Genomic DNA, 19,767 nt, shown 5'->3' with positions numbered 1-19,767 from the left:
TAACCTCTTGTTTCCCCTCGCGCCATTGTCGTGCTTGTCGGTGCATCGAAGCCCACTGGGGATCCTGCCTGTTCAGGCAGTCTGATCTGTGGAGCCGAAAATATGAGTACCTATGTCATCGTCGAAGAGCTGGGCGACTGGCCTTGCCATGCCGATTATCTGCTGACCGCCCGCACCTATCTGCAACATGGCGTGCCGACCACCGGCGGGAGGCCCCGCATCATCAACCTCTGCCGCAATCTGGAACACCTTAGCGCAGGCTACTACTGCTCGCTGCTGGCCCAGGCCCGCGGCCACCACTGCCTGCCGGGTCTGCAGGCCATCAGCCGACTGCAACCCCAGCAGCCACCGGCCAAGCTGTGGCGCAAAGCGCAAGGGTGGCTGGCCCAGCAGAGCGAGGATCGGATTAGAGTCCGCGCCATCTTCGGCCAGTGTGAACAGAGCGAGCTGGCGGGGCTGGCCCGCTACTACTATGGCCTGAGCCAGTTGCCGCTGCAGGAGCTGACCCTCAAGCGCGGCCGCCACGGCTGGTCGGTGCGCCAGCAGCAGAGCCTGTCACCGCTGGAGCTGAGCCCAAGCGAGAAAGAGTTGATGCTGCACCACGCCCAGGCACTGGTGGGGACCGGTGACGAGGAGCAGGCGGCGCCGCTCTACCAGCTCGCCATTCTGGTGGATCCCGATGATGGCCGTGCCAGCAGTGACGGGTTGGCGCTGGAGCGCTTTATCCGGGCTGCTGCCGCCCAAGGCATCCGGGCCGAGATCCTGCCACCGTCGGCCATAGAGCGGCTGCCGGAGTTCGACACCCTCTGGCTGCGCGCCGAAACCGCGGTCGGCCACTACACCTTCGAATTTGCCCACCGTGCCGAACAGCTGAAGATGCCGGTGATCGACAGCTCCCGCGCCATCCTCGCCTGCAGCAACAAGCTCTACCTCTACGAGCTGATGGTGCGCAGCGGCGTGCCCATGCCGCCCACCATGGTGGTCACCCGCCGCGGCCGCCACCATGTGGATGAGCTGGTACAGCGGCTCGGCCTGCCGCTGATGGTGAAGGTGCCCGACGGGGCACAGGGGCGCGATCTCGCCATGGCCAGCGACGAGCAACAGCTGGCCCGCCTGCTGGACGAGGGGCTGGGCCGCTCCGCCCTGCTCTTGGTGCAGAGCCGGATCCCCGCCGAGTTCGACTGGCGCATTGGCTTTCTCGATGGATCTCCGCTGTTTGCCTGCCGCCGTTTCCGGCCCGAGCCCGGCAACCGCATCCGCCGCCGCAAGCACCCTCTCGACATGAGCCGGATCGAGGCGCTGCCGCTTAACGAGGTGCCGGAGCGGGTACTGCAGACCGCCCGCCGCGCCGTCCATCAGCTCGGCAATGGCCTCTACGGGCTCGACTTGCGCCAGCAAGGGCGTGACTGCGTGCTGCTGGAGATAGTCGACAACCCCTGGATCCGCGGCGATATCGAAGACAAGGAGGCGCAAGATCTCTACGAGCGACTGGCCCGTGCCTTCCGCCAGCGGCTGGAAAACCGGGGCCAGACCACCGCATAACCCGCCATGACTTTGTCACCCACAATGACAGAGAGGGCCCCGCGATGGGGCCCTCTCTCATATCAAAGCGTGCTGTGGCTGACTTATTGCAGACGCAGGAAACGCCCGCTCAAGGGCGGTATCTCCACCGTTACGCTGCTGCCGCCGATAGCCAGACTCTCGCCACTTTGCAGATCCACCAGCGCGCTGCCGCTGCGCAGTTTGCCCGTCGGCAGGTTGTAGCTGAGCGCCGTGGTGGAGAGGTTGAGCAGGTAGACTATCTGCTCCCCCGCCGTCTGCTTGATGTCACCATAGAGGCTGCCCTCGGCCACCAGTTTGACTCGCTCCCCCTGATAGAGAGCGGGGTGGGCGGTGCGCATCGCCAGCAACTGGGCCAGCCACTCTTTCAGCTCGGCCTGTTCGCTACCCGGCACAAAACCGGTGACAGCGGGCACCTTGCCATCGCTGCGGGCCACATGATCGTCGCACAAGCCCTGTGCCGCACAGTCACCGCTGACCTTGGCAGCAAAGCCCGGCACCTCGTCGCCAAACTCCTCGCCATAGTAGAAGGTGATGGGGCCGGAGCGGGCCGCCATAAAGCTGAAGGCTGCCTTGTGGCGCTGCCAGTACTCGGTCGACTTGAAGTTGCCACGCTCCAGCAGATCACCGAAACGCACCAGATCGTGGTTGCCCAGCATCAGGTTCGGCATGGCATGATTCGGGTAGTTCTCCACCTTGTTCCAGCTGGCGTCAAGCACGCTGGCCCCCTGTCCGCCCTTGCCGGACTCCTCCACCGCCAGCGCCTGCACGATGCCGTAGCGCAACGGGAAGTCGAACGCCGAGGAGAGCGCCGGATTGTCGCTGCTGCCGTAAGCCTGGGCGCGAATGTCGTCAGCCCCCTTCCACACCTCGCCCACCATGTAGCCAAGGGTGCCCCACTGCTGCCCTGCCGCCTTGCGCGCTGCGCTGGCCTGCTCCACTTCGCTGCGAATGGCGCGCCAATCATCCAGCCCAAGCTGATAGGCCTGATCGAGGCGCCAGCCGTCGATGCCGTACTGCTCGACCCAATAGCGGGCCACCTCCTTGAAGTAGGCGAGGCTCTCCGGCTTGCTGTAATCCACCAGCTGGCCGGGATAACCCGCACCGCCGCTGGTGAGGGCTGGCAGACGCCCCTCTGGCGAGGGCTTGCTCACCCCCACCTTGTTGACGTGGCCAAACACCCCGTCGAGGAAGACATAGAGGCCGCGCTGGTGCGCCCCATCCACCAGCTGTTTGAGCTTGGCATTGCTGCCAAAGTTGGGATCCACGGTGAAAAAGTCGCAAGCGAAGTAGCCGGTGGCATCGAGCCTGTTATCACCGCCTTGCCCCGCGCAGGAGTCGAACACCGGGGTGAGCCAGATAGCGTTGACGTTGAGACTCTTGATGTGGTCGAGACTGTCGATGATCCCCTGCAGATCGCCGTTGTGCTGTGAGGGGCCATAGCCGACGCCGTAGTTGGCACTGCCGTCACCATCGGCAAACGACTCCACCATTACCTGATAGATGCGCAGGTTGCAGGCGGGTTGATCGTCGCCATAGCAGGCACGACTGGCCGTGGCGACCGGAGGGTGGGTGACCGGCGGATTGACGACGGGGGGAGAACTCTCCCCACCTGAACTACCGCTGCCGCCGCAAGCCGCAAGTAACAGGGCGGCCCCGAGCAGGCCGCCATAGCGTAACGTTCCCTGTTTCATTGTTATGTTCCCGCTGTGAGAGCAGGCGTCTGATACGCCTGTTTTTCACCATGATAGCGATGCTCACACAGCGGTGTCTGTGACTGAAAACGTTATCTGACTCAACTGGTTAGAGCACCCCTGCCGAGGCAAAGCGGTAGTTGACAGAGAGCCAATAGGAACGGCCCGGCTCGGGGATGCGGCCGCTCTGCTCGTAGCCCAACCCCGCCTGACTGGCGTGCACCGACTTGGAGAGGTGCTCGTAGTAGAAGGTGTCGAACAGGTTGTCCACCCCGGCCGAGAGCTGCCACCCTTTGGCAAACTGCCAGGCGCCGCTCAGGTTCATGGTGAAGAAGCCCGGAGTCTCACCCTGATCCTGACCCGCAACGGTACCGGACCAGAGATCTACCCGATCCTGCGCCGCCACCGCGCGCCCCAGCAGGGTAAAGCTCAGCGCCTCGTCCGGCTGCCAGCCCAACGCCAGCTTGCCATCAAGCGGCGGCATCTGGGCCAGCGGCTTGTTGTCGCTCTGGTTTTCGCCATAGACCACCGCCAAACCACCATCGAGACGCCACTGCTCGGCAAACTGCCAGCGCCCCTCCAGCTCGCCGCCCCGAGTCTGGGCATCGATATTGCGCACCTGGTTCGACTTGCTGTTGTAGAGCAGGTAGTCCTTGATATCAGCGCTAAAGAGGGAGAGGGTCAGGTCCAGCTCGCGGCTGCGCAAAGCCAGCCCCGCATCCCACTGGCGACTGCGCTCTGGGTTGAGGGTGAACGGAGTGCTGTCCTTGCTGCGCTCCCAGTAATCCGGCGCCCGCTCTGCCTGCCCCCAGGCCAGATAGCTGGACCAGCGTGGCGACCACTGATATTCGTAGCGGCCAAACCCGCTGTTAAGACTCAGGGTATCGCTGTAGAGGGTCTGTTCACCGGCGCCATAGCGGGTGGTCTCTACCCTATCCTGACGGTAACCGCCCTTGTAGCTGTGAGCCCCCTGCTGACGACCCAGTTCGGCGAAGCCGCCCTGCTGCTCGAAACGCAGGGTGCGCTGGCGATCCTTGGTGGCATAGTCGACCCCACTCCGACTGCGATGCTGATCCCGGTTGCTATCTAGCCCGGCGGTCAGCAGCCAGTCGGCAGGCAGGGCGATATCGTTGGCCCAGCGCCCGCCGGTATTGCGGCGATCCGGGTTGGAGAGCATCTTCATGCCGCTGTTTTGCCGCAGGCTGAAGTTGTCCATGATGTGGTCGATGTAGTTGTCCCACAGGGTCAGCTCGCTGCGCTGCCAGTGAGTGGTGATCTGCTCCTGCTTGAGCTTCAGCCCGAAGGATTCGCGATCAAACATGGGGCCATCCATGGTGCGGTCCGCATAGGCGGCGCGGGCGTTGCTGCGCTCGGCGGTCAGTTCCAGCCAGGTGTGCTCCCCCGGCGTCCAGCCCAGCTGGGCGGTGCCGTTCTCGCGGCGATAGAAGGATCGCACCTTGTTACCGTGACCATCGCGGTAATCGTCGCTGTCGGAGTGGGTGAACTGACCGCGCAGATAACCGTCGGTCGAGCCCGCCGTCATATCCACCATCTGATCATCACGGCCAAAGCTGCCATAGAGGGCCGAGGCATCGGCCTTGAGGCCCGGTGCGGTGAACTCGGGTCTGTCCCGCTCGAACAGCACGGTTCCCGCCAGGGTGGCCCCCTGCTCCAGGGATTGCGGCCCCTTCAGTACCCGGATCCGGTCAAAGGATTGGGGGAACACATAGGCCGTGGGCGGGTCCATCCGGCCACCACAGCCACCGGCCAGCATGCCGCCATCCATCTGCACGTTGAGGCGGGACATCCCCATCCCCCGCAGCACAGGGTCGCCACCGAGCCCCCCTTTGCGCACCATGCTCATGCCGGTGACATTCTTCAGATAACCGGCACCGTCGGCAGCGGGCATGGGGGAACCGGGCTTCTTGGGATCCAGTATCACTTCAAGTGTGCTGGCGGGGCGGGTTGCCACCACCACCATGGGATCCAGCTGTTGCACCGATTCCTGACCGGTAGCGCCGTGACAGGCGAGCCCACCCACCAGCAGGGCAAGGGGTGTGCGCATATGACAAGCCATACATTTTCCTTATGTATTTGTTTGTTTTGTTATTTTCATTCAACCAACCAAACCTTTCGGTAAGGGAAAGGTTTGCCATCTGGCCGCAAAAAAGGCCTGCGGCGCGAAAGCGGCAAGCCTCTGTCAGATGAAGCGAAAGCAAGTTGGCAAAATGTTGCGCAGGTTTTACCCAAGTTGGCTCAGAAAGGCAAACGGGCAAACATTCCAGTAACAGGAATCTGGCGTTGGCTCACAAAAAATGGGGATTAGCTGAAGGCTTCCCGCTCATCGATGGGAGAGATGAGGTGATAGACCTCATGAGCGGATAGCGTGCAGCCAACAGGCCACTCCAGCTGGTGGTGACGGTTGATGAAGACCCGGGCGCAGTGACGCTCGCTCTCCAGCTTTGCAAATAGCGGCTGGGTTCGCCAGGGGGTCAGATCCAGCACCCCCGTGGTGCCATCCGATAACACCAGAAACAGGCGCCACCCCCGCACATACTCGACATCGATAAAGACCGGCATCCCTTCGGCTCCGATTGAGATAATTCGCGGCAATTATAAACACCAGCGCTCCATCCATACACGCTGTGGCTCACATTTTACCCAGCAGATTATGCTGTGCTCATTAGTGGCGCGACATCACATTTTTAGATGATAAATGTGTTAATGCCGACTTTTAACAAACTTGAATGCAACCTTAACCAATTCGATCTGTCATAACCTCACAACAACTAAAAAAACGTCTGTGGACAGACGTTTACAGTCTCATTCAGGAACAAACATGACAACTCTAAAACAGCGACTCGGCCCGTTCTGGCCCTTCGCCGTCTTCTGCGCGCTCGCGCTTTTCTCTCTCTCTTTCAGCCGAATCGCCCTCGGTCTCTGGCAACTGGAACGGGTCGATGCCGTGGCCGGTTGGCAGGAGATGCTGCTGCAAGGGATCCGGGTCGACTTTGCGACCCTCTGCTGGGTCTGGGGTGTCCCCGCCATGCTCACTCTGCTGTTGGCAGGCCCCCATGCCATCGGCCGAGGCTGGCTGCAACTGATGCGCGTCTGGCTGACCGTCGGACTCTGGCTGATGCTGTTCCTCGAGATCTCCACCCCCTCGTTTGTCACCGAGTATGGCGTGCGTCCCAACCGTCTCTATGTGGAGTACCTCATCTATCCGAAAGAGGTGTTCGCCATGCTGTGGGCGGGCCGCAAAGCCGAGCTGCTGCTGGCGGTACTCTTCAGTGGCGCCGTGCTGACCGGTGGTTGGAGGCTGAGCGGCCGTCTGGTGCGTGGCCTCAGCTTCCCCCGCTGGTATCTGCGTCCGGCCTTCGCCCTGCTCATTCTGGCCATAGGTTTTCTCGGTGCCCGCTCCAGTCTCGGCCACCGCGCCCTGAACCCGGCCATGGTCGCCTTTGCCGAGGATCCGCTGGTCAACTCGCTCACCGTCAACTCCGCCTACTCCCTCTTCTTTGCCATCAAGCAGATGGGCGCCGAGGAGGATGCCGGCCAGTTTTACGGCGAGATGACGGAGCAGAAGGTGCTCGAGGTCATGCGCAAGGAGAGTGGCCGTCCGGCCAGTGATTTCAACTCCGTTCTGCTGCCCAGCCAGACCTTCAATGAAGCGAGCTTCCAGGGTAAACCGAAGAATCTGGTGATCCTGCTGCAGGAGAGTCTGGGCGCCCAGTTTGTCGGCTCCCTCGGCGGCCTGCCGCTCACCCCCAACATCGATGCCCTGTCGCAGCAGGGCTGGGCCTTCGAGCAGCTCTACGCCACCGGCACCCGCTCGGTGCGTGGTATCGAGGCGGTACTGACCGGCTTCACGCCTACCCCGGCACAGTCGGTGGTCAAACTCGGCAAGAGCCAGACCAACTTCTTCACCATCGCTGATCTGCTCAAGCAGCGGGGTTACGACACCAGCTTTATTTATGGCGGCGAGAGTCACTTCGACAACATGCGCAGCTTCTTCCTCGGCAATGGCTTCACCACCATCGTCGAGCATAAGGATTTCGACAATCCGGTGTTCAAGGGCTCCTGGGGCGCCTCCGACGAGGATCTGATGGCCAAGGCCGACGAGACCTTCAAGTCGCTGCACAAGGAGGGCAAGTCCTTCTTCAGTCTGGTGTTCAGCTCCAGCAATCACGATCCGTTTGAATTCCCGGACAACCGCATCGAACTCTTCGAGCAACCCAAACAGACCCGCAACAACGCGGCCAAGTATGCGGATTACGCCATCGGCGAGTTCTTCAAGAGGGCGAAACAGTCCGAATACTGGAAAGACACCCTGTTCCTGGTCATCGCCGATCACGACAGCCGGGTCGGTGGCGCCAGTCTGGTGCCCATCCCCCGCTTCCATATTCCGGGGGTTATCGTGGGCGACGGTATTGCACCGAGAAAGGATCCGCGCATCGTCAGCCAGATCGACATGGCGCCGACCCTGCTCTCCCTGATGGGGATCAGTGCCGACTACCCCATGCTCGGCAAGGATCTGACCCGTATGCCCGCCGACTGGCCGGGGCGCGCCATCATGCAGTACGACAAGAACTTTGCCCTGATGCGCGGCAAGGATGTGGTGATCCTGCAACCGGAACGGGCGGCAGAGGGCTATGTCTACGACAATGCCAGCGAGAAGCTGACTCTGGCGGCGCAGCCGGACGCCTTGAAGGAGGATGCCCTCGGTCTTGCCCTGTGGGGCAGCATGGCCTATCAGAAGAGCCTCTATCAGACGGCCAAGGATGAACGCACCGCGGCCAATTGAGCCACTCGTGCTGCTTCAACCCATAGCAGAATAGAAAAAACCGCCAGCTGGCGGTTTTTTCTATCTATTCATACTGTCGGCCCACTGGCCGTTATGGCTGGGGAAAGCAGGGCAGGGAGCGGCTGAACTTGTGCTCGAATACCAGCGAGGTTTCGAGGTGCACCACCTCTTCGCGGGAGGTGAAGTGATCAAAGACGAAGTTGCGCAGGTGCTCGGTATCGGAGACACAGAGGTGCACCAGAAAATCATCCTTGCCCCCCATGTGGAACAGACTGATCACTTCGGGCAGCGCCAGAATGGCATCGCGGAAAGCATCGATGATCTGACGGCTGTGACGGGCCAGCTGCAGGGAGACCATGGCCTGAATGTGACCACCGAGGGCCTGATAATCCACTTCGCAGTGCGCCCCCTTGAGCACGCCATCCTGCTGCAGCTTGCGCACCCGCTCCAGACAGGTGGAGGGGGCAACGCCCACCAGCGCGGCCAGATCCTTGTTGGTCATGCCCGCATCCCGAAACAGATGGGCCAGGATATCCAAATCCAGTTGATCCAGGTTTCTCATCTTAACTCCTTGAACCGCTCAATTTTTTAGACTCTGCCCGTAAACCGGGGCAAACACAACGGCCATTGACATCCCTCCGGCCCCGCCTATCCTTGGCGCCATTCACCGACCGCAGACCTGCGGCCACTACGCGAGGATCCGCCATGCACCCGTTTCACCCCTTCTGGAGCCTTGAGGTTCCCCGTGTCGATGGCCAGTTACTGCTGACTCCCTGCCCCGGCACCCAGCAGGTGCCGCTGACCCTGGCGCTCGATCAACTGCGGTTGGCCGGTGCCCACGGGGTGGTGACCCTGATGACGAGCGCCGAGCTGACCCGACTCGAACTGGCGCCGCTCGGCCAGCAGGTCGAGCACGAAGGGATGCGCTGGTTCCATCTGCCCATCGAGGATGATCTGGCCCCCGACACCGCCTTCGAGGCCGCCTGGCAACAGGCACTGCCGCAGCTGCGCGAGCTGCTGGGGGATGGCAAGCATCTGGTCATCCATTGCAAAGGGGGCAGCGGTCGTACCGGGCTGGTCGCCGCCGCGCTACTGATGACCCTCGGCCAGCCGCAGCAAGAAGCGATGGCCGCCATCAAGGCCCACAGACCCAAGGCATTCGCGTTAGCCTGCCACCGCCAATGGCTCGACCAGCTGGCCGAGCGGCTGGAGCAGGGCGACTGACTACTTGCCCCCCTGGTCGTAGGTGAAGACCTTGCCGATATCCTCCACCCGATAACTGGTGAGCTGATAGACGTAGTAGTTGAGCCAGTTGGCAAACAGCAGATGACCATGGCTGCGCCAGCTGGCGCGCGGCGTCCGGCTCGGATCGTTATTCGGGTAGTAGTTGACCGGAATGGCCGGGTCGAGCCCCGCCGCTAGATCACGCTGATACTCCCCATCCAGTGTCAAAGCATCGTACTCCGGATGGCCAGTGACAAACACCTGACGACAATCCTTGGTCGCAGCCAGATAAACCCCCGCCTCTTCTGACTCTGCAAAGATCTGCAAGTCGGTCTGGGCACGGATCAGATCGCCATCAAACGCCGCGTAACGGGAGTGGGGAGCGACAAACTCGTCATCGAAACCGCGCAGCAGCGGCTCGTGCTCATCGAGGCGATGATGATGATACACACCGGAGAGCTTCTCGCCACGGGTCTGCTTCTCCATGCCGTAGAGTGCCTTGAGCGCCGCCTGCACCGCCCAGCAGAGGAACAGGGTGGAGGTAACATGCTGATGGGACCACTCGATGATCTCGACGATACGCGGCCAATAGACCACCTCCTCGAACTCCACCAGCCCGAGCGGCGCGCCGGTAATGATCATGCCGTCGTAGTTGTTGCCACGCACCTGCTCGAAGTCGTGATAGAAGTTCTCCAGATGCGCCTGCGGCGTGTTCTTTGACTCCCTGTCATCAATGCGCAGCAGATCCACATCCACCTGCAGCGGCGAGTTGGAGAGCATCCGCATCAGCTGGATCTCGGTCTCAATCTTCTTGGGCATCAAATTGAGGATCAGTACCCGCAGCGGGCGGATGTTCTGGGTGACGGCCCGGGATTCCGTCATCACGAAGATGTTCTCCTGCCCCAACACTTCGGCTGCGGGCAACTGATCCGGGATCTTGATCGGCATGCTTACTCCCTGTACTGCATCGGTAAATATGTCTGGACATCCAGAAGCCTATAATAAAGCTCCCACCCTGTCATCAGATACCTTTTGTATTCACTCTCGCCTTTGACTAGCATACGGCTCAGTATCTCCCCTGCATCCAAGATAATGACCGGTATCAAGATTTCCGTAGATCGACTGCAAGTCGGCAACTATGTCTCCCTGCCACTGGGGTGGCGCGAACACCCGTTCCTGTTTTCCAGCTTCAAGATCAAGAATGAAGAGGAGATCGAGCTGATCCGCCGACTCGGTCTGAAACTGGTCACCATCATTCCCGACAAGAGCGACGTTCCGCCCAAGCCCCTCAATCAGGTACAGCCTCAACCACAAGAGAGCGCAGACGCCGCCCAGCGGCAGGCCCGGATGCAGCAGGAGAAGGACCGCCGCATCGAGCAGTTGCAGCAGTATCGTCGTAACCTGCAGCAGTGCGAGAAACAGTTTCAGCAGTCGCTGGCCCAGGTGCGCAGCGTGATGAGCAAGCTCCAGTCCCGCCCCCTCAATGCCATCGGCGAGGCGCAGGAGCTGGTCAACGCCATGACCGAGCAACTGCTCTCGGTGGACGAGATGGTGCTCCATCTGGTCTCCGACAGCGAGGATGGCAACAACCTCTACTTCCACTCCCTCAACGTCAGCGTACTCAGCATGCTGCTGGCCAAGGAGTGCAACATGTCGGCCGACCAGATCCGCCATATCGGTATGGGGGCGCTGTTCCACGACATCGGCAAACTGAAGATCCCGAGCCAGATCCTGCGCAAGACCGAGCCGCTCACTAGGCCGGAGCAGAACCTGATGGCCCAGCACCCGCGCTACGGGCTGGATCTGCTCAATCTGGCCAAGGATTTCCCGTCGGAAGCGAAGGGGATAGTGCTGCACCACCACGAATATCTCGATGGCAGCGGGCCGGAAGGGCTCAAGGGTGGCCAGCTCGATCAGCTCACCCAGATGGTGTCTCTGATCAACGAGTACGATAACCTCTGCCATATGCAGGCCAAGGTGCCCTACTCGGCCCTGAGCGGCCTCTACAAGCAGCGCAAGGCCCAGTTCAATCCGGAGTACCTCAGCATGCTGATCCGGTTGATGGGGATCTATCCCCCCGGCAGCGTGGTGCAACTCTCCAATGGTCAGGTGGGGCTGGTAATGTCGGTCAACGCTTCCCGCCTGCTCTACCCCTCGGTGCTGGTCTACGATCCGCGCATTCCCCGTCAGGAAGCGGCCATCATCGACCTGCAGCAGGCCGAACTGTCGATCGCCAAGGTGATCCACCCCAAACGGCTGCCGCCCGCCGTGTTCGAGTACCTCAATCCGCGTACCCGGATCAGCTACTACTTCGAGCACAACAAAGCCTGATTGTGTTGGCCCAAGGCCAACCGTTGCCACCCGTTTAATCCAAGGAGCCTGCCATGCGTATCGAGATCATCAGTACCGGAGACGAGATAGTGACGGGTCTGGTGGTGGATACCAACGCGGCCTGGCTCAGCGCTCTGCTGCTGGAGCAGGGCTGGCAGGTGCGCCGTCGCCTGACGGTAGGGGACAACCTCGCCGACCTGAAAACGGTGCTGCAAGAGAGTGCCCGCCGCGCCGAGGTGGTGTTGGTGTGTGGCGGGCTCGGGCCCACCGCCGACGACCTCACCGCTCAGGCTGCAGCCGAGGCCTTTGACCAACCGCTCACCCTCTTCCCCGACTGGCTCGCTACCATCGAAGCGCGCTACGCCAGCCGTGGCCGCCCCATGGCACAAAGTAATGCCAAACAGGCCTGGCTGCCACAGGGGTGCGAGATCCTCGACAACCCGGTCGGCACCGCCTGCGGCTTTGTGGTGCGAAATGGCCAGAGTCAGCTCTTCTTCACCCCGGGCGTGCCGTTCGAGTTCAAGCAGATGGTGCGCGAGCAAATTCTGCCGCGCCTCAAACAGCTGGCCGAGGCACAAGTCGATACCGAGCTGCGTCGCTTTTACACCTTCGGTGTCTCGGAGTCGGCGCTCAGCGATATGCTGGATGCCGACCCCTGGCCCATCGGCATCGAGCTGGGTTACCGCTCCTCCATGCCCCTTATCGAGCTGAAACTGATCGGCCACGGCGCCAGTACCGCTGACATGGAGAGTGCCGAACGCCGACTGCTGGATACGATCCACCCCTGGCTGGTTGGCAGCGGAGATACGGAACCGGCGCAGCAGATCCTGGCGCTGCTGCAAGGCAAACCGCTGGCTCTGCTGGAGGGAGAGAGTGGCGGCGCCCTGCTGACGCTTTGTCACGGCCATCCCCGGCTGGAGGCCAACTTCAGTACGCAACTGGCCGATGAGCTGGCGCAACTGCCGACCGCCGATGCGGGCCTGCAACTGACCATAGGGCGAGAGGGCACTGAGGGTGTACCACTGCTACTCAGCGCCGATGGAAAACACGTCGGTCAGACGGTCAAGGTCAGCCACCCCGACCCGGAGAGTCGCCGCAAGATCCTCGCCTTCGCCGCCCTCGACATGCTGCGCCGCCATATGCTGGGTGAGCCGGTGCTCGGCGATTACCTCACCCTGGCCAGAACAGCCCAGCGCAGCTGATAAGAACCGCCATTCACCTGCCAGCGACCCTATGTCGCTGGCGCTGCGATCCGTCTTTTCACTCCGTTTCCAAACAGCGCCCACATTTATCTGGCCGCCATCACCGATTTGACTTCAATTCATTGACCATTCAGAGGAAATATCTGAATACTGCCCACTCTCAGGGTTGGTGACTCGCTTTATTAATCATTGAGAGATTAAATGACAGTAGAGGAACGAGCCGATCGTTCCGTTCTCATCCAGCAAGGAGATGCGGTGTTAAGCAAAGAGTGGTTGCTGCTATCAAGCGATATGGAACTGGTCTGCCTGCGGATTGCCGCCGGTCTCACCAAACCTGTCACGGAACAGGATGTGCAGGCTCTGCTGCTCGCTTCCAACTGTCGCCGCTATCAGCCGCTGCCCGAGGGGATCAAACAGGCCATCAGCCTGCTCAATACCCTGCTCACCAACCCTGCCGCCCCCGTCCCTGCCAACCCCATCCCTGTCGGCAAGCGTCAGGATGCCCGACTCGCCGTAATCGTGGAGAAGGATCGCATGAGCGCCATCGCCCAGATCACTGCCGACTGGGGTGGCAAGTATGTGACGCTGGAACAGCTGAAAGAGGCGATCGCCATCAGCGAAATCAAACAGGGGGTGAGTGAGCAACTGCTCACCGCTGCCATCCAGTCAGCCAAGGAGGCCGCCCCCGGCAGTCAGCTCAAGCTGGTGATTGCCAACGGCCAGCCTGCCGTCAATGGTCAGGACACTCGCTATGAGCGGTTGGTGGAGACCCCGGCCGAACGGATCCTCAAACCGCAGGAGCTGGGGCATGGCAAGGTCGACCTGCGGGATCTCGGCTCCATCGTCACCGTCAAGGCCGGCGCTCCGCTGATGCGCCGTCATCCGGCCACCGTCGGGGTACCCGGTTTTACCGTGACCGGTCAGGACCTGCCCGCCAAGGACGGCAAAGACAGCCCGATGAGTGCTGGCGAGGGCACCTTTATCTCCCCCGACGATCCCGACCTGCTGATTGCCGGTCGGGCGGGCCTGCCCTGTCAGGAGAAAGCGGGCATGAAGGTGGACGAGGTGCTCAGCGTCAAACAGGTTGATGCCCGCCACGGCCACATTGATTTTGAAGGAGGCTTAATCGTCAGCGGCGACGTCAACCCGGGAATGAAGATCCGGGTCAGCGGTGACATCGTCATCGGCGGCTTTATCGAAGGGGGCTGGATCGAAGCTGGGGGCAGCATCACGGTACGCCACGGCATCATTGGCCGCCGCAACGAGCAGGGGGAGTACCTTTGCCAGCTCAATGCACAAGGGGAAATCCACGCCAGCTACGCCCAGTATGCCCAGCTGGAAGCGGGGGGGGATATCCAGATCCAGAGCCAGCTCAGCCACTGCTACTCCCGCAGCGGACAAGATATCAAGGTAGGCGATAGCAACATGCGCAAAGGCACTCTGCTGGGGGGCACCAGCATTGCCAATCGCCTGATCATGGCCCCCAGCCTGGGGGCCGAGGCCGCCAACCATACCCGGCTGCAGATCCTTGGCGGCTACTTCACCCACAAGGAGCAGGAACACCAGCTCAAGCTGCGCCAGCAGACGTGTCAGGCCCAGCTGGAGAAAATCAAGGAGCTGGTCATGAAGTTGCTGCAACTACCCGGCGACAAGCGCAATCCGGATACCCTGCGCAAGCTCAAACCGATCCGGGACCATCAGCTGGCCGAACTGGCCCAGCTCGATGAGCAGCTCACCGCCAACCAGGAGGAGCTGCGAAACTTGATGGCTCAGATGGAGGTCATTGCCACCCAACACCTCTACTCCGGCATCGAGGTCGAGATGGCCAGCTTCAAACGCAAGGTTACCATCACCCGAGGCCCTACCCGCCTGACCATCCATGATGAAACCCTGGAGATGACCCCTTACGAGGGACACAAATAGCTAAACCGGCACGGCCCCATCGCTGAACCGGCCGTGATCCCGCCGCCGATTTTCGCTACACTCGCCACTTCCTTGGCCCCACCGGGCGGGCCACCCAGACTCAGGTAGTGAGAGATGTACAAGCTGATCGCATTGGATATGGATGGCACCCTGCTCAACCCGCAGGGCCAGATTACTCCCCGCACCCACGCCGCCATCAGCGCCGCGCGCGCCAAAGGGGTAACCGTTGTGCTGGCCTCCGGCCGCCCGCTGGAAGGGATGAGCCGCTATCTGGAAGAGCTCGGCCTCACCACAGAACATGACTACGTCATCTGCTACAACGGCGCCCTGGTGCAGCAGGTGGCCGATCAGCGCATCATCCGCAGCCAGCTGCTGACCGGTAGTGACGCCAGCGCCGTCGCCAAACTGGCTGACGAGCTGGAGGTAAACGTCCATGGTTTCTCGGTCACCCGCGGCCTGATCAGCCCCCGTGTCAGCACCTACACCGAGCACGAATCCCGCCTGATCGGCATGCCGATCAATCTGATCGACTTCGCTACCCTGCCTGCCGACGAGCAGATCATGAAGGTGATGATGATCGACGAGCCGCCCCAGCTCTCCCGCGCCATCGAGCGATTGCCTGCAGAGCTCTATGAGCACTATACCGTGGTACAGAGCGCCCCCTTCTTCCTTGAATTCATGAACAAGCAGAGCAACAAGGGAACCGGCGTCGCCGCACTGGCCGAGCATCTTGGCCTGACCGCCGATCAGGTGATCTGCGTCGGGGATGCGGGCAACGATCGCCACATGATCGAGTACGCTGGCCTCGGGGTTGCGATGGGCAATGCCACCGACGAGATCAAGGCTCTCGCCCAGCACACCACTGCCCGCAACGATGAAGATGGCGTGGCTCAGGTGATCGAGCAGTTCGTACTGAATGCCTGATCGCAATCGAGCACCGCTGCGCCCGATAAGGAAATAAAAACGGGGAGGCTGTCAGCCTCCCCGTTTTTTCTGGTCAGTTATCTGCGTGATGAGCGTTAATTCGCTCGCATCACTGGTTCGCCAGACACTGGGTATGTGAGCCCGGTTGCAGGTAAGGCGTCAGCAGGGGAGCCATCCCCTTGAGCACCTGCACCGGCAACGCCGAGGTGAAACGGAACTTGTCAGACTGGCTACCCGGTACATAGGCGGTCAGGGTACCGAAGTGATCCTCACCCAGATAGAAAACGAAGGTCGCGGTGCGGTTGCGCGCCAGTGAGCTGGTCACGTTGCCATAACGGCCCACGGTTTCAATCCGGTTATCCCCGGTTCCGGTCTTGCCCCCCATCTGCAGCACAGTGCCATCCGGCAGGGTAAAGGCGCCGGCGATACGTCTTGCCGTGCCCCCTTCAACCACCTTGGAGAGCGCACTGCGCAGGGCGGCCGCCACCTCTGCTGGCATCACCCGGGTACCATCGGTGTGCTGCGGCTCAAACTCGGTCTCGAAGGGCGTCCCCTTGGCGAACGAGAGGTGCTCGATACGCAAAGTTGGCGAGCGGATACCGCCATTCTGGATAATCCCCATCAGCTCGGCCAGTGCTGCCGGGCGGTCGCCGGAGCTACCCAACGCGGTCGCCAGCGAAGGCACCAGATGGTCGAACGGATAACCGAGCTTGGCCCAGCGCTGATGGATATCGAGGAAGGCTTCAACCTCCAGCATGGTGCGGATCCGGCTGTCACGAGCACTGCGATGGCGAGTCTTGAACAGCCAGCTGTAGACCTCCTGCCGCTCGTCACGACTGGCCGCCACCGCGTCGGCAAAGGTGGCCTTGTCGAACTCCTTGAGATAGGCCAGCAGCCACAGCTCCAGCGGGTGAACCCGGGCGATGTAGCCCTGATCCGGAAGTGAATACTTGCCCGGGCCATAGCTGACGTAGAGCTGATTGACCCGCTTGGCGCTCAACTTCTCCCGCGGCAACCGCTCCGCCAGGAAGGCAGCAAATGCAGCTTCACTGGCTTCCGGCATCAGGTAGCGGTGAACCGCCGCCAGACGTACCGCACTCGGCTTTAGACCGTCGAGGAAGGTATCGAGTTGCTCCTCGGGAGTCTTGCCGCGATATTTGCGCCAGAAGCGCAGCAGATAGGTCTGGCCCTCTTTGTCGGCAAATTTGGCCAGATACTCCTGACGACGGGGATCCTTGTCGTCCTTCAGCAACTGGGCACGGTTGCCCTCCTTGTAGAGGCTGTAGCGCACGATATCGCGCATCAGCCGTACAAAGGGCAAGTTAATCGACTCACGCAAAGAGTCACGCAACGTCGGAATGCGATTGTTATCCTCGCGGCGGAAGTTGTTGAAGGTGTGCATGCCGCCACCGGTAAAGAACCCTTCGTTGGGGCTGGCGGAGTATTTGCGATCCAGCGCCGCTTCCAGCATCACAGGCAGGCTCTTGTCCTGAGCCGTCATCAGATAGGAGATGGCCCAACGGCTGAGGTTGTCCTGAGAGACGGCAGCCAGCTTGCGCAGATTCTCGACCGGCATCCCGGCATAGTTGTCGTGCAGCTCGGCCACGATCTCCAGATAGGTAGTCAGTACCCGCAACTTGGCGGTTGAGCCCAACTCCAGCTTGGAGCCTTCGTTGATATCGAACGGCTGATCGGTGTTGTCGGTCTGTACCCGCACCTTGAACCCATCCGGCGACTTCTCGAACAGGGTGAAGCTGTAGCGCACATCGCCCGTCTTCTCCGGCGAGAGCAGGCGCTCACCAAACAGCCCGACCTGGGCGGCAAACGCCGGATCGGCCAACTGCTGCAGATAACGGGATACTTCATTTTGCAACGGCATGTTGAGGCTGGTATCGGCGGTCAGATCCATCCGGTCGAGGTCATAGAGCTGCACCCCGAGCTGGCGGCTCAGGCGAGTACGGGCAACCTGCAACCCCTTGTTATTGTTCACCCGGGTGATAGCCGGGGACTGCAGGAAGTCCCGGAACGTAATCTTGGCCTTGAGCGCCGCCTCCATCAGAGGTGGCGTGATCATCCCCTCCTGCACAAACAGGCGCAGGTAGCTGTCGGTCAGGGTAGCCAGCGCCTCTCGCCCCTGAGCCAGATAGTAAGAGGGACGGCGGTGCGCAATCATCAAAGAGACAACCTGACGCAGGGCAAGTCCCTGTTCGGCCAGCGGTGCGTTCTGGTTGCGGGCGGGGTCCAGCAGACGGTTCACGTCATCGACATTGGCACCAAACCAGACCCAGAGACCATCCCCCAAACCATGCACCTCACCATATCCCGGCGCAGCCGAGAGCGGTACCGAGTTGAGGTAGGCCCAGGCGACCAGCTTGCGCGCTTCGAGGGTTTCCGGCCCGAGACGATAGGCACGCACGCTGGCAGAGGCCATCTGACGGATCTTCTCGGTCGGCGACAGGGTCAGGCCATCCGGCGAGTGGCGATACTTCTCCACCTGGGTCGCCAGGGTACTGCCACCGGCAGATTGATCCTGCATATCGAGCGCCTTGCCCACTTGAGAGAGCGCGGCCTTGGCAAAACGGGGCCAGTCGACCGCCGGGTTGGCCAACGGCTCTTCGTTGCTCAGCAAGTCGCGGTTCTCGATAAACAGCAGCGACTGGATGACGAGCGGCGGAATTGAGTCAAAATCCGGATAGTGATGGGTCGGATACTTGAATTGATAGAAAGGTTCTGCGCGGCAATCGTGCAACGTCAGGCCAGCCTGCACCTTCTCGGTATAGGGCACGAAGAAGCCACGACTGGCGTAGTCATAGAGCGCGTCGGAGAAATGCACCTGCTTGCTGACTTCATAGCCCCGCTGAAGCAAACGCTCCTGCATCATCGGCAGTTGCACATAGCCGAGCCGCTTGTCGAACGGGCCATCCTCAGGGAATGCGATCTGCTTGCTCTGGCCAGGCTCGACCTGATAGGTGAGCTTGGCGGCATAACGGGATATCTCCTGAGATTGCAGCTTCGAGGTTTTCATCTCATAGCCAACCAGAGCGATCACCGCCCCCAGGCACAATAAAAAGAGAAAACAGAACAGCCAACGCCACCAGGGACGGCGCTTGCGCTTTGGGTTCCCGTCCGAGGTCTGGACAGATGAATCTTGAGATGCCACTTGTGTCAAATCCGTCTGTTCTGATGCGCCCATATCAGCCCCACCATGGTTGCGCAATTTATTGTGTTTCACTCAAGCTTAGTCTTTTCAAGTCAATGGCTTGAAACTATTGACCGCTTTGTAGTGATGGTAACAGGGCAATTCTAAAAAGGGGAGCCGATTGTTGCAGGAGTGGCAGAGATCAGAGCTGATAACAAAACACCGGCCAGTGGCCGGTGTCTTTTAAGCAAAAGCTGAACGCTTACTTGTGAGAGCTCATGCCCTTCAGTTTGGTGCTCAGCTCTTTACGCTCTTTGGAAAGCTCGGCGTTCTTGATGATGTGGTCATCCACGCGCTCTTCATAGTCGGCACGCATGTTGGCGATGATCGCCTGCACATCATCAATACTCATGCCCGGCTTGATGTAGTCGCTCAGGTTGTCGAGCAGCAGCACGCGCTTCTGGTTGTCACGGATCTTTTTCTCGTTATCCGCAATTTCACGCTTGAGTTTGTTCTGGCGACGGGACATACGCACATATTCCAGTACATCGCTGAAGGTGGACTTGTTTACTTGTTCCATATCGATACCACTGACTTAAGGTTGATAAAAACTGGCCAAGTTACACCTGGAACCCGGCAAACTCGGCGCGGGACAGGCAAACTCAAGATGCCCTTACTCTACCGAGTTATAAGCGAGATACAACCCTAATCGCGCGCCATGAACAGAGTTTGGCCAAAAGTAAACCAGTTAAAATAGCCAGTAATCCATCAGATAAGGGCTTGATATAGATAGAAAATGGAGGAAATGACAGGATTTTTAGTTCTCTTCCTGCAGATAAATGCTAATACAGGCTGTTTAACACGCTAAAAACACCAACGCGCGGTCGTAAGACTGGGCTTTGTGTTGGTTCTGGTGTGCAAACCAGTGGGACTTATGGGCAAAAACCGCCCATAGCAAAAAGGCCT

General features: G+C 60.6%; 14 protein-coding genes. 7 read left to right on the top strand and 7 right to left on the bottom strand.

Translation table 11 applies throughout. The features are described from left to right. Positions 1–102: 102 nt before the first annotated feature. Positions 103–1,542 carry a RimK family protein gene (locus G5193_RS11585; RefSeq protein WP_201982819.1) on the top strand — a complete coding sequence of 480 codons (1,440 nt, stop codon included), beginning with the start codon at positions 103–105 and terminating at the stop codon, positions 1,540–1,542. A gap of 83 nt (positions 1,543–1,625) precedes the next feature. Here G5193_RS11585 and G5193_RS11580 read toward each other — a convergent pair whose 3' ends face one another. From G5193_RS11580 to G5193_RS11570, 3 genes are all read right to left on the bottom strand, one after another. After that, positions 1,626–3,254 (bottom strand): alpha-amylase family glycosyl hydrolase, encoded by a 1,629-nt coding sequence (locus G5193_RS11580; RefSeq protein WP_421206058.1) that lies wholly within the window; start codon positions 3,252–3,254, stop codon positions 1,626–1,628. A gap of 109 nt (positions 3,255–3,363) precedes the next feature. After that, a complete protein-coding gene (locus G5193_RS11575) occupies positions 3,364–5,331 on the bottom strand; it encodes a TonB-dependent copper receptor (RefSeq protein ID WP_227341869.1) in 1,968 nt (655 codons plus the stop codon). Positions 5,332–5,576: 245 nt separating this feature from the next. Beyond that, positions 5,577–5,834 (bottom strand): DUF2442 domain-containing protein, encoded by a 258-nt coding sequence (locus tag G5193_RS11570; RefSeq protein ID WP_005335997.1) that lies wholly within the window; start codon positions 5,832–5,834, stop codon positions 5,577–5,579. A 259-nt stretch (positions 5,835–6,093) separates the two neighbouring features. Here G5193_RS11570 and G5193_RS11565 point away from each other — a divergent pair, with 259 nt between their 5' ends. Next, entirely contained in the window at positions 6,094–8,058 is a 1,965-nt protein-coding gene (locus tag G5193_RS11565; RefSeq protein WP_421206057.1) for an LTA synthase family protein, read from the top strand. 91 nt (positions 8,059–8,149) lie between these two features. Here G5193_RS11565 and G5193_RS11560 read toward each other — a convergent pair whose 3' ends face one another. After that, on the bottom strand, positions 8,150–8,620 hold the full coding sequence (locus G5193_RS11560; RefSeq protein WP_005336001.1) for an Lrp/AsnC family transcriptional regulator: 471 nt from the start codon (positions 8,618–8,620) through the stop codon (positions 8,150–8,152). 143 nt (positions 8,621–8,763) lie between these two features. Between G5193_RS11560 and G5193_RS11555 the strand changes: the two genes are divergently transcribed. Beyond that, positions 8,764–9,282: a cyclin-dependent kinase inhibitor 3 family protein gene (locus G5193_RS11555; RefSeq protein WP_216952807.1), complete on the top strand. Its 519-nt coding sequence runs from the start codon at positions 8,764–8,766 to the stop codon at positions 9,280–9,282. Here the strand turns inward: G5193_RS11555 and metA are convergent, their stop codons facing one another. Beyond that, a complete protein-coding gene (metA, locus tag G5193_RS11550) occupies positions 9,283–10,230 on the bottom strand; it encodes a homoserine O-succinyltransferase MetA (RefSeq protein WP_421206056.1) in 948 nt (315 codons plus the stop codon). Positions 10,231–10,374: 144 nt separating this feature from the next. On the opposite strand from metA, the gene G5193_RS11545 reads away from it, so the two are divergent. The 4 genes from G5193_RS11545 to yidA all read left to right on the top strand — a co-directional run bounded on the left by G5193_RS11545 (position 10,375) and on the right by yidA (position 15,662). Further along, a complete protein-coding gene (locus G5193_RS11545) occupies positions 10,375–11,613 on the top strand; it encodes an HD-GYP domain-containing protein (protein WP_421206055.1) in 1,239 nt (412 codons plus the stop codon). 53 nt (positions 11,614–11,666) lie between these two features. Then, the gene (locus tag G5193_RS11540; RefSeq protein ID WP_421206054.1) at positions 11,667–12,815 is read left to right on the top strand and encodes a competence/damage-inducible protein A; all 1,149 of its coding nucleotides are present in this window, start codon (positions 11,667–11,669) and stop codon (positions 12,813–12,815) included. 255 nt (positions 12,816–13,070) lie between these two features. Continuing rightward, complete coding sequence (locus G5193_RS11535) at positions 13,071–14,738, top strand: FapA family protein (protein WP_421206053.1); 1,668 nt, start codon at positions 13,071–13,073, stop codon at positions 14,736–14,738. 114 nt (positions 14,739–14,852) lie between these two features. Next, complete coding sequence (yidA, locus tag G5193_RS11530) at positions 14,853–15,662, top strand: sugar-phosphatase (protein ID WP_421206052.1); 810 nt, start codon at positions 14,853–14,855, stop codon at positions 15,660–15,662. Between the two features lie 109 nt (positions 15,663–15,771). Here yidA and G5193_RS11525 read toward each other — a convergent pair whose 3' ends face one another. After that, positions 15,772–18,855, bottom strand: a complete 3,084-nt coding sequence (locus G5193_RS11525) for a transglycosylase domain-containing protein (protein ID WP_421206051.1) — start codon at positions 18,853–18,855, stop codon at positions 15,772–15,774. Between the two features lie 208 nt (positions 18,856–19,063). Then, entirely contained in the window at positions 19,064–19,381 is a 318-nt protein-coding gene (gene tmaR / locus G5193_RS11520) for a PTS system regulator TmaR (protein WP_005336024.1), read from the bottom strand. Between the last annotated feature and the right edge of the window lie 386 nt (positions 19,382–19,767).

The organism is Aeromonas sp. 601027, from assembly GCF_049174455.1.
In the GTDB taxonomy this organism is placed as follows: domain Bacteria; phylum Pseudomonadota; class Gammaproteobacteria; order Enterobacterales; family Aeromonadaceae; genus Aeromonas; species Aeromonas veronii_A.
The sequence above is the reverse complement of the archived record's forward strand: the minus strand, read 5'-3'. Positions and strand labels throughout refer to the sequence as shown.